General features: G+C 63.6%; 22 protein-coding genes. 10 read left to right on the top strand and 12 right to left on the bottom strand.

Features of this window, described 5'->3' with window-relative positions:
* Positions 1-49: 49 nt before the first annotated feature.
* The 5 genes from FJW04_RS08555 to FJW04_RS08535 form a co-directional block, all read right to left on the bottom strand.
* Entirely contained in the window at positions 50-772 is a 723-nt protein-coding gene (locus FJW04_RS08555; protein WP_140617623.1) for a class II aldolase/adducin family protein, read from the bottom strand.
* Positions 773-845: 73 nt separating this feature from the next.
* The gene (locus FJW04_RS08550; protein WP_015315976.1) at positions 846-1,304 is read right to left on the bottom strand and encodes a YbhB/YbcL family Raf kinase inhibitor-like protein; all 459 of its coding nucleotides are present in this window, start codon (positions 1,302-1,304) and stop codon (positions 846-848) included.
* Between the two features lie 30 nt (positions 1,305-1,334).
* Positions 1,335-1,925 carry an amino acid synthesis family protein gene (locus FJW04_RS08545; protein WP_041163678.1) on the bottom strand — a complete coding sequence of 197 codons (591 nt, stop codon included), beginning with the start codon at positions 1,923-1,925 and terminating at the stop codon, positions 1,335-1,337.
* Positions 1,926-1,992: 67 nt separating this feature from the next.
* Positions 1,993-3,132, bottom strand: coding sequence for an NAD(P)/FAD-dependent oxidoreductase (locus FJW04_RS08540; RefSeq protein ID WP_015315974.1), 1,140 nt, complete (start codon positions 3,130-3,132; stop codon positions 1,993-1,995).
* Between the two features lie 44 nt (positions 3,133-3,176).
* On the bottom strand, positions 3,177-4,013 hold the full coding sequence (locus FJW04_RS08535) for an alpha/beta hydrolase (protein WP_140713527.1): 837 nt from the start codon (positions 4,011-4,013) through the stop codon (positions 3,177-3,179).
* A gap of 169 nt (positions 4,014-4,182) precedes the next feature.
* On the opposite strand from FJW04_RS08535, the gene FJW04_RS08530 reads away from it, so the two are divergent.
* From FJW04_RS08530 to FJW04_RS08520, 3 genes are all read left to right on the top strand, one after another.
* Positions 4,183-4,854 (top strand): GntR family transcriptional regulator, encoded by a 672-nt coding sequence (locus FJW04_RS08530; RefSeq protein WP_140617621.1) that lies wholly within the window; start codon positions 4,183-4,185, stop codon positions 4,852-4,854.
* A 144-nt stretch (positions 4,855-4,998) separates the two neighbouring features.
* On the top strand, positions 4,999-6,549 hold the full coding sequence (locus FJW04_RS08525; RefSeq protein ID WP_342447697.1) for a GMC family oxidoreductase: 1,551 nt from the start codon (positions 4,999-5,001) through the stop codon (positions 6,547-6,549).
* Between the two features lie 145 nt (positions 6,550-6,694).
* On the top strand, positions 6,695-8,005 hold the full coding sequence (locus FJW04_RS08520) for a divalent metal cation transporter (protein ID WP_140665240.1): 1,311 nt from the start codon (positions 6,695-6,697) through the stop codon (positions 8,003-8,005).
* A 93-nt stretch (positions 8,006-8,098) separates the two neighbouring features.
* Here the strand turns inward: FJW04_RS08520 and FJW04_RS08515 are convergent, their stop codons facing one another.
* The 7 genes from FJW04_RS08515 to FJW04_RS08480 form a co-directional block, all read right to left on the bottom strand.
* Positions 8,099-8,644: an invasion associated locus B family protein gene (locus FJW04_RS08515; RefSeq protein ID WP_140713525.1), complete on the bottom strand. Its 546-nt coding sequence runs from the start codon at positions 8,642-8,644 to the stop codon at positions 8,099-8,101.
* Positions 8,645-8,712: 68 nt separating this feature from the next.
* Complete coding sequence (locus FJW04_RS08510; RefSeq protein WP_015315968.1) at positions 8,713-9,174, bottom strand: DUF4189 domain-containing protein; 462 nt, start codon at positions 9,172-9,174, stop codon at positions 8,713-8,715.
* 46 nt (positions 9,175-9,220) lie between these two features.
* Positions 9,221-9,910 (bottom strand): hypothetical protein, encoded by a 690-nt coding sequence (locus tag FJW04_RS08505; RefSeq protein ID WP_181172905.1) that lies wholly within the window; start codon positions 9,908-9,910, stop codon positions 9,221-9,223.
* Between the two features lie 13 nt (positions 9,911-9,923).
* Positions 9,924-10,472: an invasion associated locus B family protein gene (locus FJW04_RS08500; RefSeq protein WP_140617616.1), complete on the bottom strand. Its 549-nt coding sequence runs from the start codon at positions 10,470-10,472 to the stop codon at positions 9,924-9,926.
* A gap of 92 nt (positions 10,473-10,564) precedes the next feature.
* A complete protein-coding gene (locus FJW04_RS08495) occupies positions 10,565-14,983 on the bottom strand; it encodes a YadA-like family protein (protein ID WP_140713523.1) in 4,419 nt (1,472 codons plus the stop codon).
* Between the two features lie 197 nt (positions 14,984-15,180).
* The gene (locus FJW04_RS08490) at positions 15,181-15,600 is read right to left on the bottom strand and encodes an AraC family transcriptional regulator (RefSeq protein WP_015315964.1); all 420 of its coding nucleotides are present in this window, start codon (positions 15,598-15,600) and stop codon (positions 15,181-15,183) included.
* Positions 15,601-16,324: 724 nt separating this feature from the next.
* Positions 16,325-16,519: a hypothetical protein gene (locus tag FJW04_RS08480; protein ID WP_015315963.1), complete on the bottom strand. Its 195-nt coding sequence runs from the start codon at positions 16,517-16,519 to the stop codon at positions 16,325-16,327.
* 460 nt (positions 16,520-16,979) lie between these two features.
* Here FJW04_RS08480 and FJW04_RS08470 point away from each other — a divergent pair, with 460 nt between their 5' ends.
* From FJW04_RS08470 to ntrB, 7 genes are all read left to right on the top strand, one after another.
* Positions 16,980-18,443, top strand: a complete 1,464-nt coding sequence (locus FJW04_RS08470) for a phosphatidylserine/phosphatidylglycerophosphate/cardiolipin synthase family protein (protein WP_140713521.1) — start codon at positions 16,980-16,982, stop codon at positions 18,441-18,443.
* 138 nt (positions 18,444-18,581) lie between these two features.
* Positions 18,582-19,382, top strand: coding sequence for an endonuclease/exonuclease/phosphatase family protein (locus FJW04_RS08465; protein ID WP_015315961.1), 801 nt, complete (start codon positions 18,582-18,584; stop codon positions 19,380-19,382).
* A gap of 110 nt (positions 19,383-19,492) precedes the next feature.
* Positions 19,493-19,807 (top strand): hypothetical protein, encoded by a 315-nt coding sequence (locus FJW04_RS08460; RefSeq protein WP_140661847.1) that lies wholly within the window; start codon positions 19,493-19,495, stop codon positions 19,805-19,807.
* Between the two features lie 122 nt (positions 19,808-19,929).
* Positions 19,930-20,532 (top strand): ANTAR domain-containing response regulator, encoded by a 603-nt coding sequence (locus FJW04_RS08455; RefSeq protein WP_140619514.1) that lies wholly within the window; start codon positions 19,930-19,932, stop codon positions 20,530-20,532.
* Positions 20,533-20,534: 2 nt separating this feature from the next.
* Positions 20,535-21,773 (top strand): CmpA/NrtA family ABC transporter substrate-binding protein, encoded by a 1,239-nt coding sequence (locus FJW04_RS08450; RefSeq protein WP_181172914.1) that lies wholly within the window; start codon positions 20,535-20,537, stop codon positions 21,771-21,773.
* A gap of 350 nt (positions 21,774-22,123) precedes the next feature.
* Positions 22,124-23,440, top strand: coding sequence for a CmpA/NrtA family ABC transporter substrate-binding protein (locus FJW04_RS08445; protein ID WP_140713517.1), 1,317 nt, complete (start codon positions 22,124-22,126; stop codon positions 23,438-23,440).
* Between the two features lie 87 nt (positions 23,441-23,527).
* A complete protein-coding gene (ntrB, locus tag FJW04_RS08440; RefSeq protein WP_140713515.1) occupies positions 23,528-24,418 on the top strand; it encodes a nitrate ABC transporter permease in 891 nt (296 codons plus the stop codon).
* Positions 24,419-24,428 lie beyond the last annotated feature (10 nt).

Raw genomic sequence — 24,428 nt, 5'->3', positions numbered from 1 at the left:
AGCCTGGACCGTCCCGGCCAGGACTAGATATTCCTCTAGGCGGCCGGCACTAGGCCAGGCCGGCCTCTCTCAGACGCTGCGACCAGTGATTCCATCCTCGATCGATCTGGGCGCCGACGAGTTTTCCTGCCGTCTTTATCTCGCCCGGCGACAGATATTTGATGTTGCCGATCCGCAGGCCGGCCGTGAGCGCTGCCGCTTCCTGCTCGAGATAGAAGGCCCGGAAGACGACCTCACGCACGGAGTTGCCGACATTGACGACGCCATGCCGCGCCATGAGCACCACTGTCTGGTTGCCGAGACTTTCGGCGATATCAGCGCAGATCCCGGGGCTGCCGCCGAAGAGATCCGTCTCGTCGCCATTCTTGTCGCGAATCTCGTAGACCGGGACTTTCTCGCCGATGAAAGCTCCCATGTGGGTGACCGGCCGAAGCGGCGTGTCGACGAAGCAGTACGGCAGGACAGCCGGAGAATGGGTGTGGAGCACACATTGGACGTCGGGCCGCGCCTTGTAGATCTCGCTGTGGATGTAGCGCTCAAGATAGGACGGGCGATTGTCCGACGTCTCGCCGTCGAGATTGAAACGCTGGATGTCGTCGACGGTTATCAAGCTCGGAGCAAGCTTCTGGGCCAGGAAGAAGCTTTGGGGATCCTGGGGGTCACGGGCACTGATGTGCCCGAACGTATCCATGATGCCTTCGTTCAGAAGGATCTTCGTCGCCGTGACCAGCTCTTCGAAGACGGTCTGGTGTGCTGGGCTGTTGTCTTTCATTTCCAAATTCTCCCATTGCGCGGCGCTGGCGACCATTTTTATTCTTAGTTATCGGTCGCCGGCGTCGCGGATTTCACTTGTTTTCGTAGAGGCCAACGATCCGGTTTTGCTCGATGATGTTCCCGGCATATTTCTGCAGGAACTCCTCCCTGGTAGGCGTCCCTTCGACCTTGGTGTCCAGGGCATAGACCCAGAAGTAATAGTGATGTTCTCCATGGCCTGCGGGCGGCTGGGGCCCGTAATACTGCTTGCCGCCGGCGCCGTTTGGGCCGACGCGAAACTTCTCCTGCGCATCCGAAAGGTCGGTGGTCGACGGATCGATGCCGTAGACGACCCAATGCGTGAAGCCGTTGGGCAAGGGCGCGTCGGGATCATGGCAGATGACCGCGAGTTCCTTCGTGCCCGCGGGGACGCCGCTGACCGTAAGCCTGGGCAACACATTGCCTTTGTCGCCGGCATGCTCGTCGCGCAACTTCCCGAGCGGCTTGAAATCCGCTGACGTAATCTTGAGGTCCTTGATGTTCAGGGGCATGGAATTCGTCCTTCGCCAATTTCGATCGAACTAGACACCGGCCTTGAGGTCGGCGACGGATTTGCCCCCGACGCGCTGATGAACGCGCGGACCCGATGCGACGGCCACGCAGATCAAAAGCTCATCGGGGCGCGGGCCATCCGGCACCGAAAATGTGACGGCATCATAGTGGGAACGGATGTAGAGCTCGTCCTTGTGGGCAAGCGGGATATCGATGGATGTGCCGGCTGCGGCGACCTTGCTGACCGACGAGATCCAGGCCTTGCCGCCGCCCACTTGCTGGCGCAGCGGATCTCCGAACACCGTGGTGATGCAGGCGACGACATGTTCCTGCTCGCCGGATGTGCCCGCGATACCGCCCTTGCCATAGCTTTCGACCGGCCTGTTGCCGAGCAGCGCCACGGCCCGCTCGCCGAGCGCATGACCGATGGCTGAACTGGGATTGGTCAGGTCGGACAGTTCGGCGACGAACTTTCCGGCGAACGGATTGCGGATGACCACGCCAGTCGCGACTTTGACGAGGGTCTCGCCAGGCTGGCCGCCATCATGCCGGCTTTCCTGGACCGAGGCGTACCACCCCCTGACATCGTAATCCCGTTCGACTTCACTGGAATAGTTCATCTTTATCTCCTGAAGGGAGCGCAGCTTGCGCGCGCGCCGATTAATGCGTTGAGCGGCTCGTCCGATGCTACTGCGGCCATGAGAAGACGCCGCGCAGCGGGTCGTAGCGGGCTGCTTCCAATGCCGCCGGCGTGAACATGTTTCCCTTCGAGAGCGAGCGGTTCGCCGCATAGTCGCCGGACAGGGCCTGGCAGCGATCGGTGATCGGGCGAATGCGCTTTTCCCACGCGACGAGCGCGTCCTCGACCGAAGAGCCAGTCTGCAAATCTTGCGACAGGCTGAAGGCATTGACCATCGCGCAACCGGCGCCCTGGGCAAGAGCCGGACACATCGCATGCGCGGCATCTCCCACCAGGGCGACCTTGCCTCTTGTCCAGCTGTCAAGCTTGGTCGTTTCGTACTTGTCGTACCTGGCCGTTTTCAGCTTCGCCGCCTCGATCAGGCACGGCTCCAGGAAAGGGAACATCTCGACCCAGACCTCAAGGTCGATCGGGACCTGCGACCCCCGCGGATCGGCGGCTGGAGCCATGAGGCCGAGATAAAGCTCATTCTCGTTGCAGGGCGAATAGAGGATCCGCTGAACGCGCGGCCAGAAGTTCCACATGTCTATGGTGTTGTCCCACTCGCCGTGACCGAGTTCCTTCTTCTTGCGAGGCACGATCAGCCGGATGAGACCGTCCTTGGAGACCCATCGGTCCTGCTTGAAGCCAATGGAGTCCCTGACCTTGGAGCCAACGCCGTCGGCGCCGACGATCAGGTCGGCTTCGAGAACCTCTCCCGTCTGAAGCGTCAGGCGACCTTCCGGATCGGCGGCAACCGCTTCGGAGTTGACCGATACGTCGACACCCAGCGCGCGGGCGCGGTTGACCAGGGCGTCATGCAGGTGGCTCCGGGTCATGATGCGCCACGGGAGGCCGTTGAACGTCTCCTTGGAAACCGACTTGTTATGCATCCAGGTCTCGTAGGTCGGGGGCGTATGCGAACCTTGGAGAACATCATCCAGGGCGCCCAGTCCTTCGAGCACGCGAAGGCCATTGTGCCAGAGATAGATGCCCGCGCCGAATGCCCGCAGCTCCGAGCTCTTTTCGTGCAGCCTGACATCCCAACCGTTCTGCCTCAGAGCGATGGCGGCGGTCAGACCGGCAAAGCCGCCGCCAGCGACCTCGGCACGGCGCGCCTTACCTTGGGTTTTGTTTACATTGGCCATTTTCTATCCTGATGCTGCGTACAAGAAGACGGCGTGCTGGGCCGTCAGGCGTCGATGAAATTCGTGATCGCTTTCAGCGTGATCTCGGGAGATACCTCGTTGACGTAGTGGTCGGCGCCCGGAACGACGACCACGGGCAGATCGGGCCGCAGCCGGCTTGTTTTTGCCAGCGCCGCCGCCGAAACCAATTTGCTCGCCTCGCCCCGAACGATAAGGACGGGCTTCGCCACATCCCGATAGGCGGGCACCAGGTCCGATCGCAGGCCCTTGGCCGTCTGGGCCATGGCCGCGGGCGACGCCAATGGTCGCAGCCCGCCGTCGACCCGCTGATAGCCGCTCTCGGCCCGGATCCTGATGGCGTCGGCGGGAATGTTCGGATAGCGGCCAGCAAGATAGGCTTCGACGGCCTTGATATCCTCGAAAAGCTGGCTTCCCGCGTTCACCCGGGCTTCCAGCGCATCCAACGCTTCGGTCTCGATATAGGGCGTGAAGTCGATTGCGATGACCGACCGCACCAGATCTGGATGTCGCACGGCTGCCGTGACGGAGTTTCTCGCGCCAAGCGAATGTCCGACGAGGATGGCAGGACCCCGGTCGAGGGTACGGATCAAGCCGGCAATGTCGTCGGCATAGTCATGCGCCTCGTAACCGCCTCCCGGCTTGTCGCTGTGGCCGTGCCCTCTCTGGTCGACGGCCACGGCGGTGAAGCGATCCGAGAGCCGAGCCATCAACGGCGTGAAGACCGCGGAATTGGAGGTAATGCCATGGAAAAACAGCATCAACGGGCCGTTGCCCGCCTCGCGCACATTCAAGGTGATGCGGCCGGTGTCGATGCGTCGCGAGCCAAATTGGTCGGAAGCCATCCCTGCCGCAATGTTCATGATCCTCACCGTCACTGCCCGTCTCGGTCAAAAGGATCATACAGCCAGAAGGACGTCAAGCAGATTGTCTGACATTCTTGCAATCTTCAGATTTGACAATCTGGCTATTTTCCACGGCGTGACGTATGCTGGTTAGGAGATTGCGACTCAAACCGATGAGACGTTAGAGATGCCTCCAGATTTGAATTTGCGAATTTCCCCACGAACAGTTCAACGCGAGACCGTCGACAAGTTACGGCTCGCCATCTTCTCCGGATTGTTCCAGCCGGGAAGCCGCCTCATCGAAAGTCAGCTGTGCACACAACTCGGCATCAGCCGCCCTTCGCTAAGGGAGGCTTTGCGCAGTCTCGAGGCCGAGCGCCTGATCGAGATCGTCCCCAACCGCGGGCCGTCGATACCGTCGCTTACGTGGGAAGTGGCAACCGCCATCTACGAGGTTCGAGAGCTGCTTGAAGTCGAGGCCGCGGGACGCTGCGCGTCGAGAATTTCCCCGGAGCAGTTGCTTGAACTCGAGAAATCTCTTTCCGCGTTCGAAGCGGCGGCGTCCAGCAATGACAGCCTGGCACAGGTCATGACCGCCGCGGACTTCTATTCGATCATACTGGCCAATTGCGGCAACCCGATCCTTGAGGAGGTCCATCGTGGCCTTGTGGCCAGGATCAGCTTCTTTCGCGGACGATCGATGTCATTGGATGGCAGGGCACAGAGCAGCCTGGCGGAGATGAAGGAGATATACGAATCCATCGCCGCCGGCGACGAGAAGGCCGCCCGCAAGGCCTCCAAAAATCACCTGTTGAAGGCCAAAGCGGCAGCGAAGATGTCCATGGACAGCGCGATTTGAGTTTTTCGAAAGACAGTTGCTCCGCCTGAAACCCGAAGCCTTTGAGGATGTCGCGGATCGACTGTCCGCGCACAGCTCGATGCGTAGGCCACCTCGTGCCGGCGCCAAACTTGCCGACCAAATACGCAAGCGTCAGATGGAGTGATGATGAGCTGGGCGAATTTTGAGCGCGAACGGGATGCCGATATCGTCATCGTCGGCGGCGGGTCGGCTGGCGCATTGCTTGCGGCGCGACTGAGTGAAAAGCCGGACAGCCGCGTTCTGCTGATCGAGGCAGGCGAAGAAGCGGTGGATCCCGACATCTGGAACCCCGCCGCATGGCCGGCACTTCAGGGCCGTGGCTACGATTGGGACTATCGCACGGAGCCGCAAGCCGGGACCGCTGGCCGGGTGCATCGCTGGGCGCGCGGGCGGGTGGTCGGCGGCTCGAGTTGCCTGCACGCGATGGGTTACATGCGTGGTCATCCCCGGGACTTCCAGGCATGGGTCGACGCGACCGGCGATAACAGATGGAGCTGGGATGAATTGCTGCCCGCGTTTCGGGCTATCGAGGATCACCCGCTCGGCGGCAACGGCCTTTACGGCAAGGGCGGGCCGATGCCCGTCCATTTGCCGGCCGACGAGGTCAGTCCGGTCGCGCGCGCGTTTATCGAAGCCGGCGCTTCGCTCGGCCTGCCGCGTCTTGAAGGGCACAACAGCGGGGAGATGATCGGCGTCACCCCGAACTCCTTGAACATTCGCGATGGGCGGCGGGTTACGGTGGCGGACGCCTGGCTCACGCCGGCTGTTCGAGGCCGCGAGAACCTGACCATCCTCACGGGATCGCGAGTGCGGCGGCTTAACCTGGCGAGCAATCGGGTCCGCGGCCTCGAAATCGCAGGGCGACAGGGTCCGGTCGAAATCCTCGCGGATCAAATTGTCCTTTGCGCCGGCGCGCTGGAAAGTCCGGCTTTGCTGATGCGCTCGGGCATCGGTCCGCACGACATGCTCGATACCGCCGGCGTTGGCTGCCTGATCGATATGCCGGAAGTCGGTCGAAACCTTCAGGATCACCTGCTTGGCGCCGGCAACCTTTATGCGGCTCGCAGGCACGTTCCTCCATCGCGCCTCCAGCACTCGGAATCGATGGCGTATATGCGCGCCGACGGGTTCACCGGTACCGGTCAGCCCGAAATCGTCGTTGGTTGCGGCATCGCGCCCATCGTGTCGGAACGCTTTCAGGCGCCTGCCGCCGGCACGGCATATTCGCTGCTGTTCGGGATCACCCATCCAGCGAGCCGCGGCAGCGTGCGCATAAGCGGGCCGGAGCTCGATGATCGGTTGATCATCGACCCCGCATATTTGCAAAGCGGCCGGGACCGTGCGCTGTTTCGCCAGGCGCTCGAGGCAGCCCGGACGATCGGACATCGGGATGAACTCGCCGGCTGGCGCGAGCGCGAACTCCTGCCAGGCAGCCTGAACAGCGCGGCTGACATGGACGACTTCATCGCGCAGTCGGTCATCACGCATCATCATCCCTGTGGCACTTGCAGGATGGGCAAGGATCCGGACGCCGTCGTCGATGCGGATCTGCGGCTGAAGGCGCTCGACAATCTTTTTGTCGTCGACGCGTCGATCATGCCCAGTCTAACCGCGGGACCTATACACGCCGCGGTTCTCGCGATCGCCGAGACCTTCGCTCGATCTCGCGCCTGAGAAATAGCATATCGCCGGCAAAGCAAGCACGACCTGGCGACACGGCACCAACGGCGTTTCAGCGATAGCTAACGGAACCGAATGGCTATCGCCGAATTTTGCTTCAGGCGGATTACGGAAGGGACCCCGTATTTGGAGCACCTGCATGAGCAACATAAGCGCCGAAGTCTCTGAGAAACAGAGCAATCTTCGGGCAAAAGGGCCATTCCAGCGGCTGCTGCGCACAATCGGGCCTGGTTTCATCACAGGCGCTTCGGACGACGATCCTTCGGGCATCGGCACCTACAGCCAGGCGGGCGCCCAGTTGGGGTTCAATGTCGGCTGGACGATGGTCTTCACCTTTCCGCTCATGGTCGCGATCCAGGAGATAGCAGCGCGAATAGGCCGGACGACAGGTCGAGGTATTTCCGGCAACCTCGCACGGCACTACCCGTCTCCGCTGATGTATTTTGTAGCCTTGCTTTTGTTCGCCGCCAACGTGATCAACATCGGGGCGGACCTGAGCGCGATGGCTGATGCATTGTGGTTGCTGGTGGGCGGCCCAAGCTCGCTTTACGTCGTTGCGTTCGGCGTGGCATGCGTTTTGGCGATCGTCTTCCTCGACTACAGCCGCTACGTCACGGTCCTGAAATGGACAACGCTGAGCCTCTTTGCCTACGTGGTGGCCGCGTTTCTGACTGATATCCCATGGGGCGAGGCGCTCAAGGGAATCGTTGTTCCGCATGTCGAATGGAGCCGGGCGTTCTTCACGACGCTTCTGGCCATACTCGGCACCACGATTTCTCCCTACCTGTTCTTCTGGCAAGCATCGCAAGAGGTCGAAGAGGAGAAGATCGACCCGAAGGCCAAGCCGCTGAAATGGGCACCGTGGCAGGCGCCGCGCGCGTTCCAGCGCATTCGCGCCGACACCTTGGTGGGCATGGCTTTTTCGAACCTGATCGCCATTGCGATCATTGTCACCACGGCCGCCACCCTGCACAAGGCGGGGGTGACCGACATCAATTCCTCCACCGACGCAGCCAAGGCACTGGAGCCGGTCGCGGGCAAATTCGCCTTTGTGATTTTTGCGATGGGGATTATCGGCACTGGCCTTCTCGCCGTGCCGGTTCTCGCCGGCTCGGCCGCTTTCGCCGTGGGCGAGGCGCGCCGCTGGCCAGTGGGGCTGGAGCGCAAGCCGAAGCAAGCGATGGCATTCTATGCGACCTTGGCCGCCGCCGTGGTGCTGGGAATGGGGATCATGCTGACGCCGATCGATCCCATCAAGGCGCTTTACTGGAGCGCCGTCATCAACGGCATATGCGCGGTTCCCGTAATGGCCGTCATGATGCTGATGACCGGGCGTTCCGAAATCATGGGCGAATTCCCCGTCGAGGGCTGGCTGCGCTTTCTCGGCTGGCTCGCGACGACCGCGATGGGATTGTCGGTTATCGGCCTCGCGCTGCAATGGGCCTTTTGAAATGACCGACCGGGTCAGGCTCCGGTATGACGCTGAGCGCCCGCAGGGGACGAGGACCTTGGCATCCGCCGGCAGTCGCGTACGGCACCCTCGTCAACGTGCGCTCAGCGCGACCATGCGATCGAGGGCGGCGCCAAGGCCTTTCAGCGACACCGGAAAACTCAGCTTGGTGTCGGCCGCGGTGGTGACGTCGAGTTTCAGCTCGGTCCCCGCCTTGAGCTTCTGCATCAGCGCCCGGTCGATCGGAAACAGCGCCACGCAGCCGTTCGGCAGGCAGGTCCTGAACTTCAACGGCCCGACGGGCGGCTGGTCGTCGATCTGGGGCGTCACGCCGGGCTCGAACAGGATGCCGAAGGGCAGCAGCAAGGTTCCGATCAGCCCGCCCTTCTGCCCCACGCGCAGTTCCACGGCCAGAAGCCTCTGGCCGTTTTTCTGCGTCTGGTCCTGCGTGACCGTGCAGACCCGGGAATTGTCCTGCATGCCGCAGGCCAGCTGCCAGTCCTGATAGGTTTCCTGGAGCGACGATGCGCCATTGGGAAGCGAAGCCTGCTGCTGTTGCGCGAAAACGGCCGGCACCGAAGCGGCGAAGGCAGCCGCGCAGATGACGGCTGCCTTCGGGAAAAGCTGTCTACGAACCAATGAATGCTGCCTTCTCTTGGGTGCCGGGCAAATGCCCGAAGTAGCGGCTCGAGGACCCGTGTTTATCGTCACGTACAGACCCATTCACGGATCTTGCATTGGGTCCCCCCTGCCTCGCAGGCTTGCAGGGCGAGATCCTCCGCTTCCCGGCGGGTCTCGGCGGAGTTCACGCCCCACGGGGTGAACCGGTGCTCCACTTTGTCTGCCACGGCGAGCGCGCCGCAATGCTTGTAGGGAAATCCGGTCTTATCATCGTCCGTCCAATGACGGTGATTGCGGAACACGGTAACGACGTTGCAGGCCTTTCCACCGGCATTCTCGCAATATTTCTGCGCTATGTCCTTCGCTTCCTGCCGCTTGTCGGCGCCCCAGAAGAAGCCGTATTTGGTATCGGTCTGGGAGTAAGCGATTGCCGCCCAGATGCCTTTCTCCTCCTGCGGTGGCTCGGACGGCTCCACCAGATCGGCCGAGACGACCTGCCCGCTCCACAGCAAGGCCATGCACAAGACTGTCAAACGTCGCGATTTCATGGTCCGCAATCCTTTCCAGGGCGCCTCGCCCATTCGCCTTACATTCTCACTTGGCCGCCGATGCGATGGAAATCACCACGCATGTGTTGCCCGTCGGCAGCAGAAGGGCTTCGCCCGTGTTGCCGCCAAGCTCGTAGACTTCGACCTGTCCGAGATGATCCGTGATCTTGCTGCCTTGTGGAAGCGCGGACGTGACATCGGCGCAGGGGCTGGCGAACGGCGCCACCCGCACCATGGTGCCTTCGCAACCCGTGGCGGTGGGCGAAGCAAAAACGATGCCGGCGGCCGGCCCGCTGTAGTGCTCGGTCGCATAGTCCAGGCCGACAAGCGCCTGCACGGCGTGCTTGTCGGCGGCCTGGTCGCTCCACAGCGACTTGACGCTGTATTTCGAGCCGGTCGTCAAGAGCTGTCCGAGCACTGGATAGACGGTCGAGCAGGCCTGCACGCCGGATTGCTTGACGTGTTGGAGGAAGGGCGAGTCCGGCAGCGCGGGCGGCGCCGTGCCGGCCTGAGCGGCCGTCGGCGTGCCGACGAGACCGGCGATCGCGGCATAGTTCGCTGCGGCGAAGCCGATGCCCATCATGGCCAGCCCCAGCGCACACAAACCGATGACGCGCGGCCAACGCCGCGGCGGCTCGACGGTCCTCTTGCGGTCCGGCTCGACGGTCCTTTTGCGATCCGGCTCGACGGTCGGGTTGCTGCGCGTCGCGGAGATGAACGGGTCTTGGTGGCTCACGGTGCTGCCTCGGTTATTTGACTGGCGCAAGGGCCTCGGACAGCCCCTTGAGCGTTGCGGTGACGGTGACGGTCTGGCCATCGACGGTCGGGTAGGAAATCGCCGGCGTCGCCTTCTGCGCTATCTCTTGGCGCATCAGAGGTCCCACCGGCAGCATGCCGACACAGACCATTTCGTTGCAGCCGTTCAAATGCACGTCGATGGATTCGGCGCGCCCCTCGAACTTCAGCGATACCAGCCCATCGCTCCTGGCGTTCGGCGCGGTGCGCAGGATCATGTAGGGTTTGCCGTCCTGGGTGGCGGCGAGCGACCAGCTGAACGCCATCTTGCCCGCCCCGTCCTCGATCACCTGCGAGACGTTGCAGACCTTCTTGCGCGCCTTGAGGTTCTCGTCGCAGATCAGCGTCCAGTTCTCGAAGGGGCGGATGGTGCGCTGGTATTGTCCGAGCTTCACGTCCGGCGGCACGACCACGTCGGAGGGCTTGACCCTATAGGGCGAAGCCGTCTGCGCGGCAGCCGGCGCCAGCCCGCCGGCAAGCGCCAGGCAGGTCAGGAATGCCATGGCTAGTCCGGGAAAACCAAACGGGTTTCCCGGATTCGAGCCTGGCCTGACATGGCCGGTTCGCCTGTTCATTCCCGCCCCAGGTCCCCGCCTCAGTTCAAGGTGAAGCTCAGCCCGGCGCCGACACCGACATTTCCACCCGCCGCCGTGCCGGACACATTGCCACGGATGCGGCCGTCCTCGCTGGTGTAGCCCGCGCCGAAGGCAAGGGCGCTCGAGTCCCGCCAGAAGCCACCGCCCGCCGCCACGCTCAGCTTGCCGGGACGGTCGTCGTAGCGGAGCGAGGCTGCCGCCAGACCGATTGCCGCCGCCTGCCGTGCTTCGTCCCGGATGCCGCTGATGTCGGAATTGAGCTGGCTGAACTTCTGGTCGGTATAAGTGTTGGCTTGTTGCAACGTCGTGACAGCCACCTGGTCGGTATAGGTCTTGCTCTGAGCCAGGTTCAGGTTCAGTTGGTTGACGTTGACCGCGTCGGTGCCGGCAACGCCGGGGCCGACATTGGAGATGACGACAGGCGCATTCGGATCGCCGCCCTGCAGCGTGATCTTGTTGATTTTGGTCGTCGATCCGTCCGGATTGGTGACGGTGTCGTACTGCACGGTGTTTTGGACGGTGCCGCCGATGCCGCCGATCGTTTTGGTAAGGTCTTCGATCGCTGTGTTGGTGGCGTAGAGCTGCGAGCCGTTGATCGCATCGGTGCTGTCGGAAGAAACGCGTCCGGCGGCGACATTGGTGATCGTCCTCTCCGCGCCGGCATCGCCGACGCTGACGGTGCCGTCCGGGGTCGTGCCGGCAAAGGCGTAGGTCTTGCCGTTGATGACCGTGTTGGACGTGCCGACGGCGGTCTGCGACACCGAGCCGGAGCCGAGCGCCACATCGCTGGCATTGTTGGCCTGCGCGCCCTGGCCGAGCGCCACGGCGCCCTGCCCGGTGGCCGTCGAACCATGGCCCGCGGCCAGGCTGTCGGTGCCGCTCGCCACGCTCTCCGGCCCGATCGCCACCGCGTCGGTGCCGCCGGCAAGGCTGTCGGCCAGCGTCGAATTGGCGTGGAAATATTTGATGCCGCCGCCATTGTTGATGGTGGTGAGCGCATTGTTGACGGCGGTGAAGCCGTCATAGACGGTCGAGTAGTTGTTGCCCTGGATGTTGTAGGTCGGGCCGGTGATCGAGCCGTCGGGATTGACCGTGGTGCCGCCGCCGAACAGGTTGGAAACGTTTTGAGAGACACCGCGCAACTGCGAGACGTTGACGCCGTCCGTATCGGCCGAACCCGCCGCGACATTGGTGAGCTTGCGCTCCGCCCCGGCGGCACCGAAGGACACTTCGCCGGCCGATGTCTGCGCGGCGCCGAGGGCAAAGGCTGTGTAGCCGGCCTGCGCGCCGACCGTGGTGATGGATGACGCGCCCAGCGCCACGCTGTTGGCGAAGGTGCTTTGGGCGCCGGCGCCCAGTGCGATGGATTGCACGCCGGCGGCGGTGGAGTCGGTGCCGAGCGCGATGCCGTCGGCCAGCATCACATGGGCGTTCTGCCCGATGGCGGTGCCGCCGGGTGCCGTCTGGTCGACGACGGCTCCATTGCCGATGCCGACGCCATTGTCGCCATTGACGACCGTGGTCGGGCCAACCGCGACCGATTCCGCTCCGACCGCCAGCGAGTCGCCGGCTGTCGAATTGGCATGGAAATATTTCGTCGAGGTGGCGGAGACCGCCGCGATCGCTCCCGCCAGCTGGCGCACAGTCACGGCGTCCTGGTCCTGCGTGCCGTCGGCCACGTTGGTGATCTGCCGGTAGGCCGTGGCGGTACCAACCGACACGGCGCCGAGCAGCGTCTTGTCGGTGGTGTTGTACTGGATGAAGTTGGACGGGCCGGCCGCGATCTGCCCGGAAGCCGGAGCGATCGCGCGGTCAGAGACCGAACCTTGACCGAGCGCCACGCTGCCGTCGATGCTGGCCGCGCTGTCGCGGCCGAGCGCAAGCGCGCTGACGCCGGTCGCGGTCGCCTGGTAGCCGACTGCGGTGGAACCGACGCCTTGCGCGAAGGAATCGGTCTGCGCCAGGCCGGTCTCGTTGGTGCGTGCATAGCGGATGCCCTCGCCATTGGCGTTGGTGTAGATCGCCGAGGTGTCGCCGGCGATGTTGTTGATCGTGTTGCCGAGATTGGTGATGTTGCCGCCGATATTGGCGATGTCGGTCGTGTTCTGCGTCACCTGCTGGTTGGTGGCGAAGAGCTGCGAGCCGTTGACGGCATCGGTCGAACCGCCGTTCAACTGTCCGGCCGCGACGTTCTGGATCTGGCGCTCGGCGCCGGCCGAGCCGACCGAGAAGGCGCCCGCCGGCGTGCCGCCGGCGAAGGTGTAGTTGACGCCGCCGATCGTCGTGCCGCCGACATTGGTCGTGGCGCCCGACGTCGAATTCAGGCCGATCGCGACGTCGCCGGCATTGTTGGCCACCGCGTTCGGGCCGACAGCGACGGAATCGGCTCCCAGCGCCTGCGAATCCGCTAGCGTCGAGTTGGCGTGGAAATACTTGATGCCGCCGCCGACATTGATGTTGTTGACGACGGCACCGATGGCGTCGACCGCCTGATTGGTGGCGAAGAGCTGCGAGCCATTGATCGCGTCGGTCGAGAGCGCGCTGATCCGCCCCGCCGCCAGGTTGGTGATGGTGCGTTCCGCGCCCGGCGCGCCGATGCTGACCGTCGAGGTCGGGTTGGTGCCTTGGAAGGCATAGGTCGTGCCGTTGACCACCCCACTGGCGGTGCCGACCGCCACGGCGGTCACCGAGCCCGAGCCGAGCGCCACGTCGCCCGAGCTTGCCGCCGCTGTCGCGCCATTGCCCAGCGCGACATTGCCGGCGAGACCGGCGGCGCCCGCGGTGGAGCCGTTGCCCAGCGCGACGGAGCCCTGCCCGATCGCCTTGTTGTTGTTGCCGATGGCGACGGCGCCATTGGCCATATTGGCCGCGGTGGCGGTCGCCGTGCCGTCGCTGTTGGCGATGCTGTTGGCGCCGCCGGTGAAGGCGCCGGTGCCGCTGGCGTAGCTCGGATCGCCGATGGCGACCGCGCCATCGCCAAAGGCGGTGTTGTTCGCACCGATCGAGACGGCTTGGCCGCCGGTCGCCACCGCGTTGGTGCCCATGGCAACCGCGTTGGTGGAACTGGCCGCGGCATTGTTGCCGATGGCGATGGCGCTTGTGGCCGACGCTGCGGCGCCGATGCCGAGCGCGGTGCTGGCGACCCCGCTGGCGTTGGCGCTGACGCCGGCAGCGAGGGAATTGTCTCCCGTCGCCTTGGATCCTGTTCCGTACGAGGAGGCGTTTGTGCCACTCGCAACAGCCTGGCGTCCGGTGGCTGTGGAATTGTCGCCGCTGGCGTTGGTACCGGCGCCTACGGCAACCGATAAAATACCACCGGAATTTGCATTGTTGCCGAGCGCAAGGCCCGAGGTCGCGGTGCTGGCAACGATTGCGCCCGAGCCTATCGCAACAGCACCACCGGCTGCAAGCGCCTGCGCTTGGTTACCCATGGCGACCCCGAAGGCTCCCGATGCAACCGTGCTGGCGCCGACGGCGACCGAGTTAGTTGCCGATGCCGCGGCTGTGACGCCCATCGCTATGGCGGACGTGCCCGTTGCCTTGCTTTGACGCCCGATCGCAGTGGAGTCAACCTGAGACGCCAGTACGTCCGTGCCAATGGCGATGGCGCTTTCCTGAAGGGCGCCCCCTCCCGCAACAGTTCGGTTGCCAAGATTGACGGCATTGATCGCGGTCGCGGTCGCCTGGAAGCCGATGGCGATGGCGTTCTGATTGCTTGCGACGGCGCTATTACCTTGGGCAAGCGAATCCAGCCCGGACGCTGTTGCCCCAAACCCGAGCGCGGTGGCGCGCAGCCCGGTCGCCCGGGTAACGTAGCCGATCGCCGTCGAGTTCAATCCGTCGGCACGCGCGTTCAGGCCAAAGGCGGCCGCGCCTGCGGCTGCAACCGAGTTGACGCCAATCGAGCTTGCTCCGTCCCCGTTGGCATGGGCGTTCCCGCCCAAAGCGAGGGCGTTGACGCCGGTCGCGCCCGCGAACACGCCTATGCCTATGGAATTGAGGCCATTGACACTCATCGCATAGCCGATGGCGATCGTAGCGTCGCCCGTTGCACTGTTTGAGGTGCCCAACGCCGTGCTGTTATTGCCATTCGCCGTGGCGCCGTTACCGATGGCGACGGCGTTGCCGCCTGTCGCGGACCCGCCGCCCGCCTGATATTGCGCCAGGGCCGGCGTTGCAGCCATGCCGATCGCGAAGGCGCCCAGCATCGCGGCCGGCGCCCCGCCGACGCCCAGCGTTCCCAGCCCCAGGCGCTTGCGCCCCATACCCAGCGCGCGATGAGCCATGCGCAAGACCGCCATCAAACGACGGCGAACCGAGCGAGAGCGAGGATCGGCATTCGCGATCCAGTTGCCGGCGAGATGCGCCGCGCGACGCTGCACAACAGGCGAGCCGCTCGAAATCTGATTGTCGGTCATGGTGCCCTCTCCGCTGGCCGGCATGGAATCGTCTGACAATTCCAGTCCACGGCAGGAAGACATGATTCCTGCTTGCCGTATTTCACGAAATTGCTGTCTTGTGAGAAAAGACCCGAGCATATAGGCGGAGGTTAACAGCTCGTTACCTTAGCAACTGCTTTAAAACAAAGTAACCAAGAAACGGTGTGGGCGGCACTTCATCTAATCTTGGCGTTAAGCTTCCCTACCCGCGCCTGCAATGGGGTCACCTGCCGGTATTTCTTCATCACGGTGGTAAAATGGCTCTGGCTTGAAAATCCACTGGAATGAGCGATGTCGGCGATCGTCATGCGGCTGTCGGCAAGCAGCCTTTCGGCGAGGTCCAGCCGCAGGTCGAGAACATATTGATGCGGCGGCACGCCGAACGTCCTGGCAAACGCCCGCACGAAATGAGAAGGCGACAACCCGCACACCGCAGCCATCTCGGCAAGCGCCAGCTTGCGGGTGAAGTTCTCGTGCAGGAAGTCTTGCACCTTGCGTGCGGCGCGGGGAGAAAGCCCGCCTTTTGCAGTGAGCGCCGGCTGCCGCGCCGAATTGATTCGAGAAACTGACCCGGGGAAACCATCATCGCCCGGCATTCTTCGGCCTCCTGATAAGTTCCAGATAAAGTTCAACCCGAGGCCTCCCTGGCCGTTCCCGCGAAAAACAATTCGTGATTGCTCGACGCGGGCCGGCGTCGTCGTGAGGCCCGTTCATGTGAGCGATCCGTCCGGACGGCGAACGATGCGCAGGCTGCATGGGCGCAAGCACGATCCCTGCGGAGTACTCCTTGGCCAGGAATGTCTGCGAGCCGGGCCCGCGAACGGAATAAATTACGCTTCCTTGCGCTGTGGCCCCGTGGGGACCTGCGCTTTCAGGAATGATGTCCAGGACGTATCGAGCTGCTCGCTCCCGGTCGATGCCTCGGGAAATGCCGCTTTCCCGTGCCTCGTCCGCATTTTTCATTGGCACTGCCTCAGCCGTCTCGACGACGCCTCACATCCCCTTCCCGGCCCCGAAGACAGCGTAACGCAGCCATCTTCGCTTGGGAAGAACTCCCACGTGCAAAGAAAAATCTTTATTCGAGAAAAGAAACAAGGAATGGCGGCGAATGGGAGTTGCCGAGCGTTTCATTTTCGCTCGGCGCGAGGTCTTCGCCATCCAGGAGTTCGCCAATCGGTGCTGACACGCCCGGTCGCGCGATTCTGTGTTCTCGTCAACCGCTGACGGCAGGTGCCTGGCGCAGCCTGCGCTGATTGATGGCTTGCCCGCGAGGTCGAGCATGGGAGCCGCCGTTCGGAGCCGGTGATTGGTAGTCCGCTGCTACAGATCACCGCGCCGGTTCTCGTACAGATCCCAGGCGAGTTCCACGAAAGCCAGAAGAACATCGTCCCGCTTCCAGCCGGCCGCCACCGCGGCCTGCACGATCTCATTGACGAGAGGCAGCAACTGGTCCTGGCAATCGGCCGGCGCATCGCCGTCGCCCACTGGTGGCCCCTCGAAGTTGAACGTCATCATTCGGCGCCCCCCTCGCCATCAACCGAAGTGTTACATCGCTAATTTCATTCCCTCTGATATACAATGGATGCGGTACCAAAGTACAGGAAGCCTCGATGACCAAAGCAGCGCGGGACGACGCCGGATCGCACCGGCTCTATGCTTTCCCACGCGGTGAGGCTGGGCTCTCTCAGGTGGAATTTATCGCAGGTTGACCGAGCCAACGGCTCAATCCTCAAACGAACGTTCCCACCAGCTGGAGAGCCACGCTTGGCGGCCGAGGCTCTCGCGACCAGCGGCGGCCTGCCGTGCTCGCGACGGCGAGACCGTCAACGCCGCGGTCCGCGCCGATATCGACGCCGCTTTCAGCGTCCTGGTTGGCCTGCTCAAATAACCGTGCGCCGCCGTTCTCGCACATGCAGAGACGTGGATACGGCCGGCTGCATTGCCTTATGCGGGCGCTCGCTGGATAGTCCCGGCAATGTTCGAGACCCTGGCGATTCACTGGCCCCAAATACTGGCGATCATCTCGGTGGTGATGGCAACCATCGGCATTGCCCATGCTGTCATGACCAAGGAGGACGTCCGCGCCGCCACCGGCTGGGTCGGCATCATGGTGCTGTCGCCGATCCTCGGCGTGCTGATCTATGCCGTGGCCGGCATCAACCGCATCCGCCGCGCCACGATCAGCGCCCAGCGCCCGCTCGCCGATGGCCTGGTGTCGGCCAAGCATGAACGCGACGTCGCCCTCGAAGAGGCGTTGATCATCGAGCGCTATGGACAGCGGTTCACTGGCCTCAGGACGTTGGGCGACAGGGTGGCGCGGCGAACGCTCAACCCGGGAAATGCAATCGAGGTGCTGGAAAGCGGCGACGAGGCCTACCCGGCCATGTGCGCGGCGATCGACGGGGCCGAGCGCAGCGTCCTGCTCGAGACCTATATTTTCGACAACGACGCCGTCGGCCTGCTTTTCGTCGAAGCGCTGGCCGGCGCCGTCCAGCGCGGCGTCACTGTCCGTGTGCTGATCGATGCCGTCGGCGCACGATACTCCGTCCCCAGCATCCTGGGGCATCTGCGCCGCGCCAACATCACGGCGGATGTCTTCAACGGCAACATCGTCATGGGCCTGCGCCTGCCCTATGCCAACCTGCGGACCCACCGCAAGATCCTGGTGGTCGACGGCACGGTTGCCTTTACCGGCGGCATGAACATCCGCAAGGGTTTTTCGGCGGAGTTCGCCGGGTCGAAAAGCGCCAGGGATACGCATTTCCAGGTCACCGGCCCCGTTGTTGCCGATCTCTTCTCCGTCGCCGCCGAGGACTGGCGATTTGCCACCAAGGAGGCGCTGAAGGGCGATGCCTGGCGGATTACACCGGTTTCGCCACCCGCCGGCCAGCCGATGCTGGTGCGTGCGGTCGCGTCCGGACCGGATGCGAGCAACGAAACCAACCACAAACTGCTGATCGGCGCCTTCTCGGTCGCGCGCAAGTCGATACGGCTGATGTCGCCCTATTTCCTGCCGGACCGGGAATTGATCAGTGCCCTGATCACCGCGGCCAGGCGCGGCGTCGAGATCGATGTCGTGGTGCCGGCGGTGAACAACCTCTTCCTTGTCGATCGCGCCATGACCGCGCAATTCGACCAGATCCTGAAGAATTATTGCCGCATATGGCGCACGGAAGGGCCCTTCGACCATTCCAAGCTGCTTTCGATCGACGGCGTGTGGGCCTATGTCGGGTCCTCCAACCTCGATGCCCGCTCGCTGCGGCTCAACTTCGAGATCGACCTTGAGGTCCTCGATGCGGCTTTTGCAACCGAGATCGAGACCCGGATCGGATCGGCGATCGAAACGGCCGTCCCAGTCACGCTGGCCGCCTTGCGGGCGCGTCCGTTCATCATCCGGCTGTTCGATCGCATGCTCTGGCTGGGATCGCCCTATCTCTAGGAGAAACTATCTCCGGGAAAAACCTGTCTTTAAGAAAACGACGTGTTTACCGGATAGGGTGTCGCCAACCATGGAACATCGGCTGAAAGACTCTATTTCTAGGTGCATGGTGAGAACAGCAAGGACGATCGGCGCGCGATGCGAATGAACGGGCGCAGCCTGCCGGCCAATATGCTCCTGTCCATTCGCGACCGGCGGATGCGCAAGGCCAACGCCTTCTCGGCGAAGAAGGACGGCGTCACCGGGACGCTGGTCGCCTCCTACAACGTCCACAAATGCATCGGCGTCGACCGCAAGTTCGATCCCGACCGCACCAGCCGCGTCATCCGGGAGATCGCCCCCGACGTGATCGCCCTGCAGGAGGCCGACAATCGTTTCGGCGACCGTGACGGGCTTCTCGACCTGCACCGTCTAGAACTCGAAACCGGCCTCGTGCCGGTGCCCATTTCAGCAACGGGCAAAGGCCATGGCTGGCACGGCAATGTCCTGCTGTTCAAAAGGGGCGTCGTTCGCGACGTGCATCAGATCAGGCTCCCGGGTCTCGAACCGCGCGGCGCGGTGGTCGCGGAAATCGATCTCGACGGAAATCGGTCCTTGCGCATCATCGCGGCCCATCTGGGCCTGCTGCGCCGCTCCCGCTCGCAGCAGGCCCAGGTCGTGCTGGATATCATGAACAGTCCCGACGAGAAGCCGACGCTCCTGCTCGGCGACCTGAACGAATGGCGGCTCGGCAACCGCTCCGCGCTGAACACGCTGCACGCGAGCTTCGGCCCGCAGCCCCCTGCCGTTCCCACCTTCCCGTCCAATCTGCCGCTGCTGGCGCTCGACCGGATCATGGCCAACCGGCACGGCATGATCGGGACCATCGAAGCGCATGACACACCGTTGTCGCGCGTGGCCTCCGACCATCTGCCGCTGACCGCCTTCGTCCACTTGTAATATGCGGCCGATAACGGCTTGATATCGCCAGCGTCGCAAAGCGTGTGGATTTGAGCGGAACACCCGGTTGTTCCGCGAGTTTATGTGTGTTGAACATGCAGGAGGACAGAATGAAAAAGTTGATTTTGGCTTCGGTGCTGGCGTTTGCCGCGACAGCTGCGGCGATTGCGCCCACGCAGGCTGCCAGCGTGACTATCCAGTCCGACGACGGCAACCAGTATTCCTCGGACGAAGATTCCGGAATCGTAGTGCGCCGTCATCATGAGCGCCGCTACGACAACGAGTATGATGGCGACCAGAGCGTCCAGTATGACAATGACGGCTACCGCTGGCGTCACCACCGCCATCACCGCTGCCACATCGAGACGGTCGTGCATTGGCGCCACCACCACAGGGTGGTCGAAGACGTTCGCGTCTGCGGCTGATCAACGTCTCCTGCCAAGCCGATACTTTTCGCCACCAGGCATTCTGGGCATAGCCACCGACCTTCCAAGGTCGGTGGCTATGCTGCATTGCACAAATTTGCGGCCTTGCTCATAATGCGGGCATGGTCCGAACTTCCCTCGCCGTCCTGGTGATCGACGAAAACCGCATCCGCGCTTCGATAATCGAAGCCGGATTGCGCGAGGCGGGTCATCAGCGGGTCACCGTCATCCATGACGTCTCGGGCATTGCGCGCCGCATTGCCGAGATCGAACCCGACGTCATCGTCATCGACCTTGGAAATCCCAACCGCGACATGCTGGAAAACATGTTCCAGCTGTCGCGGGCCGTAAAGCGCCCGATCGCCATGTTCGTCGATCGCTCGGATCAGGCCTCGATCGAGGCCGCGGTCGATGCCGGCGTTTCGGCCTATGTCGTCGACGGGTTGAGGCAGGAGCGCGTCAAGCCGATCCTCGACATGGCGGTGAGCCGCTTCAACGCTTTCTCGCGCATGGCACGTGAACTGGAAGAGGCGCGCAGCGAACTCGAGAGCCGCAAGGTGATCGACCGCGCCAAGGGCATCTTGATGAAGTCGCGCGGCCTGACCGAAGAGGCCGCCTACACGCTGCTGCGCAAGACCGCGATGAACCAGAACCGCAAGATCGGCGACATCGCCCAAAGCCTGGTGACTGCCGCCGGGCTTCTCGGACCGGCGGAGGACGAATGAGCATGGGCGCCGAGCACCAGATCACCGCCGGCTTCATGCCGCTTTTCGATAGCGCCGTGCTGGTCGCGGCCGGCGAACTGGGCTTTGCCGCGCGCGAAGGCATCGATCTCACCCTGCACCGCGAGACCTCCTGGGCCAACATCCGCGACCGCATCGCCATCGGCCATTTCGACCTCGCGCACATGCTCGGACCGATGCCGCTCGCCTGCAATCTGGGCCTCACTCCGCTCGCCTCCGAGACCATCGTGCCCTTTTCGCTGGGGCTCGGCGGCAACTGCGTTACCATCTCCAACGCCGTCTGGGCCGGCATGGCGGCGCACGGTGCCGTACCCGATCTCGATCCGGCCCGTGCCGGCGCGGCACTTGGCGCCTTCATCCGCGAGCGGGCCGACGCCGGCCGCGACCCACTGCGTTTCGCCGTCGTGCATCCGCATTCCGGGCACAATTACGAACTGCGCTACTGGCTTGCCGCCTGCGGCGTCGATCCATCGCGCGAGATCGAGATCGTCATCGTGCCGCCGCCCTTCATGGCCGACGCGCTGGCCGCCGGCCGCATCGACGGCTATTGCGTCGGCGAGCCCTGGAACAGCGCCGCGGTGGCGGCCGGCACCGGCCATATCGTCACCGTCAAGGCGCAGATATGGCGCAACAGCCCGGAGAAGGTGATTGGCGTGCGCAAGGCCTGGGCCGAACAGGTCCCAGAGGCGCTGGCGGCCCTCTTGCGCGCATTGCATCACTCGGCGCGCTGGTGCCAGGATCCGGCGAACCGCGACGAATTGGCCGCGGTGATGGCGCAGCGTGGCTTTCTTGGGCTGCCGCCGGCCGTCCAGATGCCGATCCTGACCGGCCATCTCCGGCTGGGCGGCGGGGCGGAGCTGGACATCGACGACTTCTTCGTGCCGTTCGACAAGGCCGCCAACTTTCCCTGGAAAAGCCATTCGCTGTGGTTCTACACGCAGATGGTCCGCTGGGGCCACGTCGCGCACACGCCCGACAATCTCGCCGTCGCCCGCGACTGCTACCGCCCAGATCTCTACCGCTCGGCGCTGAAGCCACTCGGGGTGGCGCTGCCCGGCGCCAATGCCAAGGTCGAAGGCGCACTCAAGGCCGCGACCGCGGTAGGCGCGACGGGAGCCGGTCTCATGCTCGGACCGGACGGTTTCTTCGATGGCCAGATCTTCGATCCAGACGAGATCGACGCCTATATCGAGAGGGAAAAATCAGCCATCGGGGAAGCCTGATCATTTTAGCGCCATGCTTGTGCATTGCACAAAAATTATGCGCTCGAAAGGTGAGCTGACCAATGTTTGACCTCAGTCGCGACGGATCGGGTCGCCGCATAATGCTCCCATCATCTTGAATCCATTTGAATTTTTCGGCCAGAGGTAAACTGGCACGGTTCCTGCTTTGAAATAAATGAGCCCTTCACGGGCAATGGAACAGGCGTCCAATGGCGGGCGCCATAGGCAAAGCTGCCGCTCAGGTCACTGCGCAATCCCCCAGGGATGCGCGAAGCCTGGCCGGTGGCTTTTTTGTTTTTGGCCGAACACGCAATCGACGGCGCTTCCAACGCGCCCAACCGGAGACGACGATGACAAAACGGATCGGAACTGGCACGTCCCTCAAGGATTTCACCCGCCGCGATTTTCTGGCCAGCAGCGCGCTGACGGCAGGACTGTTCCTCGCCGCAAAGACATTGTTTCCCGCCGGCGCTCATGCCGAAGGCAAAGGTCCCGAAGTAACCGGCGCCAAGCTCGGCTTCATTGCGCTGACCGATGCCGCGCCCCTGATCATCGCCAAGGAGAAGGGCCTGTTCGCGAAATTCGGCATGCCTGATGTCGAGGTGCTCAAGCAGGCCTCCTGGGGCGCGACGCGGGACAATCTGATGCTCGGCGGCGAAGCCAACGGCATCGACGGCGCCCACATCCTGACGCCGATGCCTTACCTCATGCACACCGGCAAGGTGACGCAGAACAACCAGCCGCTGCCGATGGCGATCGTCGCCCGCCTCAACTACGACTGCCAGGGCATTTCGGTCGCACAGGAATATGCCGCGACCGGCGTCGGCCTCGATGCCGCCAAGCTGAAGGACGCCTTCGCCGCCAAGAAGGCCGAGGGCAAGGAGGTCAAGGCCGCCATGACCTTCCCGGGCGGCACCCATGATCTGTGGCTGCGCTACTGGCTGGCGGCCGGCGGCATCAACCCGGACAAGGACGTCTCGACCATCGTCGTGCCACCGCCGCAGATGGTGGCCAACATGAAGGTCGGCAATATGGACGTGTTCTGCGTCGGCGAGCCGTGGAACGAACAGCTTGTCCACCAGGGCGTCGGCTTCACCGCCGCCACGACCGGCGAACTCTGGAAGGGCCATCCGGAAAAGGCGCTCGGCCTGCGCGCCGCCTTCATAGAAAAATATCCCAACGCCACCAAGGCGATCGCCATGGCGGTGATGGCGGCACAGCAATGGTGCGACGCCAAGGAAAACAAGGACGAGATGGCCGCCATCATCGGCAAGCGGCAATGGATGAATGTGCCCGTCGCCGACATTATCGGCCGCCTCAAGGGCGACATCAACTACGGCAATGGCCGGGTCGCCAGCGCCACCGACCTCTACATGAAATTCTGGAAGGGCGGCGTCTCCTACCCGTTCAAGAGCCACGACAGCTGGTTCCTCGCCGAAAACATCCGCTGGGGCAAGTTCGCGCCGACCACCGACATCAAGGCGCTGGTCGACCAGGTCAACCGCGAGGATATCTGGCGGGAGGCGGCCAAGGAACTCGGTGTCGCCGCGAGCGACATCCCGGCCTCGTCCTCGCGCGGCGTCGAGACCTTCTTCGACGGCAAGACTTTCGATCCGGCCAACCCCTCGGCCTATCTCGACAGCCTGACCATCAAGGCATCGGCTTAGTCAGGCCGTTTGTGCCCCAACGCAAACGGCGCCATCGCCGTTTGGCGCTCAGTACCGCACCAGCACGCCACGGAGTATCCCTAGGACATGTCCATCCAAGCCGTCGAGGACACCAAGGTGAAAGCATTCCCGGCCAAGCCAGCCGAGGTGGTCGCCTTCACCGCCAAAGCGCGGCGCCGTATCGATCCGGTGGCGGTCGCCACCAGGGTGGCCAGCGCTCTCGTCCCGCCCGCCATCGTCATCGCCCTCCTGCTTGTCGTCTGGCAGGTCGCCTGCTCGTCGCCGACGGCAAGCCTGCCGCCGCCGAGCCAGGTGTGGAACGAGGCCTATGACCTGATCGCGCATCCATTCTTCGACAACGGCCCGCAGGATATCGGTCTTGCCTGGCGGGTGCTGATCTCGCTCCAGCGCGTCGCCATCGGCTTCGGCATGGCGGCGGTCGTCGGTGTGGCGCTCGGCGCGCTGGTCGGCCAGTCGATCTGGGCGATGCGCGGCCTCGATCCAGTGTTCCAGATCCTGCGCACCGTGCCGCCGCTCGCCTGGCTGCCGCTGTCGCTCGCCGCCTTCCGCGACTCCAACCCGTCGGCTCTGTTCGTGATCTTCATCACTTCTATCTGGCCGGTCATCATCAACACCGCCGTCGGCGTGCGCAACATCCCGCAGGACTATCGCAATGTCGCCCGCATCCTGCGGCTGAACCAACTCGAATTCTTCATCAAGATCATGGTGCCGGCCGCTGCGCCTTACATCTTCACCGGCCTGCGCATCGGCATCGGCCTGTCCTGGCTCGCCATCGTCGCGGCCGAAATGCTGACCGGCGGCGTCGGCATCGGCTTCTTCATCTGGGACGCGTGGAATTCGTCACGGCTGCCCGACATCATCGTCGCGCTCGCCTATATCGGCGTCACCGGCTTCTGCCTCGACCGCCTGGTCGCGGCGGTCGGCGCCTTTGTCACCCGCGGTACGACGGCAAAGTGAGGAGAGCGCC

Origin of the sequence: Mesorhizobium sp. B2-7-3 (assembly GCF_006440715.1) — a bacterium.
GTDB classification, from domain to species: Bacteria; Pseudomonadota; Alphaproteobacteria; order Rhizobiales; family Rhizobiaceae; genus Mesorhizobium; species Mesorhizobium australicum.
The sequence above is the reverse complement of the archived record's forward strand: the minus strand, read 5'-3'. Positions and strand labels throughout refer to the sequence as shown.

Bases quoted from the DNA above. Each gene is read 5' to 3' on its own strand.
- FJW04_RS08510 (WP_015315968.1), bottom strand. From the start codon at position 9,174: ATGAAATCGCGACGTTTGACAGTCTTGTGCATGGCCTTGCTGTGGAGC.
- FJW04_RS08520 (WP_140665240.1), top strand. From the start codon at position 6,695: ATGAGCAACATAAGCGCCGAAGTCTCTGAGAAACAGAGCAATCTTCGG.
- FJW04_RS08540 (WP_015315974.1), bottom strand. From the start codon at position 3,132: ATGGCCAATGTAAACAAAACCCAAGGTAAGGCGCGCCGTGCCGAGGTC.
- FJW04_RS08470 (WP_140713521.1), top strand. From the start codon at position 16,980: ATGTTCGAGACCCTGGCGATTCACTGGCCCCAAATACTGGCGATCATC.
- FJW04_RS08530 (WP_140617621.1), top strand. From the start codon at position 4,183: ATGCCTCCAGATTTGAATTTGCGAATTTCCCCACGAACAGTTCAACGC.
- FJW04_RS08500 (WP_140617616.1), bottom strand. From the start codon at position 10,472: ATGGCATTCCTGACCTGCCTGGCGCTTGCCGGCGGGCTGGCGCCGGCT.
- FJW04_RS08535 (WP_140713527.1), bottom strand. From the start codon at position 4,013: ATGAACATTGCGGCAGGGATGGCTTCCGACCAATTTGGCTCGCGACGC.
- FJW04_RS08490 (WP_015315964.1), bottom strand. From the start codon at position 15,600: ATGCCGGGCGATGATGGTTTCCCCGGGTCAGTTTCTCGAATCAATTCG.
- FJW04_RS08550 (WP_015315976.1), bottom strand. From the start codon at position 1,304: ATGCCCCTGAACATCAAGGACCTCAAGATTACGTCAGCGGATTTCAAG.
- FJW04_RS08525 (WP_342447697.1), top strand. From the start codon at position 4,999: ATGATGAGCTGGGCGAATTTTGAGCGCGAACGGGATGCCGATATCGTC.
- ntrB (WP_140713515.1), top strand. From the start codon at position 23,528: ATGTCCATCCAAGCCGTCGAGGACACCAAGGTGAAAGCATTCCCGGCC.
- FJW04_RS08545 (WP_041163678.1), bottom strand. From the start codon at position 1,925: ATGAACTATTCCAGTGAAGTCGAACGGGATTACGATGTCAGGGGGTGG.
- FJW04_RS08465 (WP_015315961.1), top strand. From the start codon at position 18,582: ATGCGAATGAACGGGCGCAGCCTGCCGGCCAATATGCTCCTGTCCATT.
- FJW04_RS08555 (WP_140617623.1), bottom strand. From the start codon at position 772: ATGAAAGACAACAGCCCAGCACACCAGACCGTCTTCGAAGAGCTGGTC.
- FJW04_RS08445 (WP_140713517.1), top strand. From the start codon at position 22,124: ATGACAAAACGGATCGGAACTGGCACGTCCCTCAAGGATTTCACCCGC.
- FJW04_RS08495 (WP_140713523.1), bottom strand. From the start codon at position 14,983: ATGACCGACAATCAGATTTCGAGCGGCTCGCCTGTTGTGCAGCGTCGC.
- FJW04_RS08480 (WP_015315963.1), bottom strand. From the start codon at position 16,519: ATGATGACGTTCAACTTCGAGGGGCCACCAGTGGGCGACGGCGATGCG.
- FJW04_RS08455 (WP_140619514.1), top strand. From the start codon at position 19,930: ATGGTCCGAACTTCCCTCGCCGTCCTGGTGATCGACGAAAACCGCATC.
- FJW04_RS08450 (WP_181172914.1), top strand. From the start codon at position 20,535: ATGGGCGCCGAGCACCAGATCACCGCCGGCTTCATGCCGCTTTTCGAT.
- FJW04_RS08460 (WP_140661847.1), top strand. From the start codon at position 19,493: ATGAAAAAGTTGATTTTGGCTTCGGTGCTGGCGTTTGCCGCGACAGCT.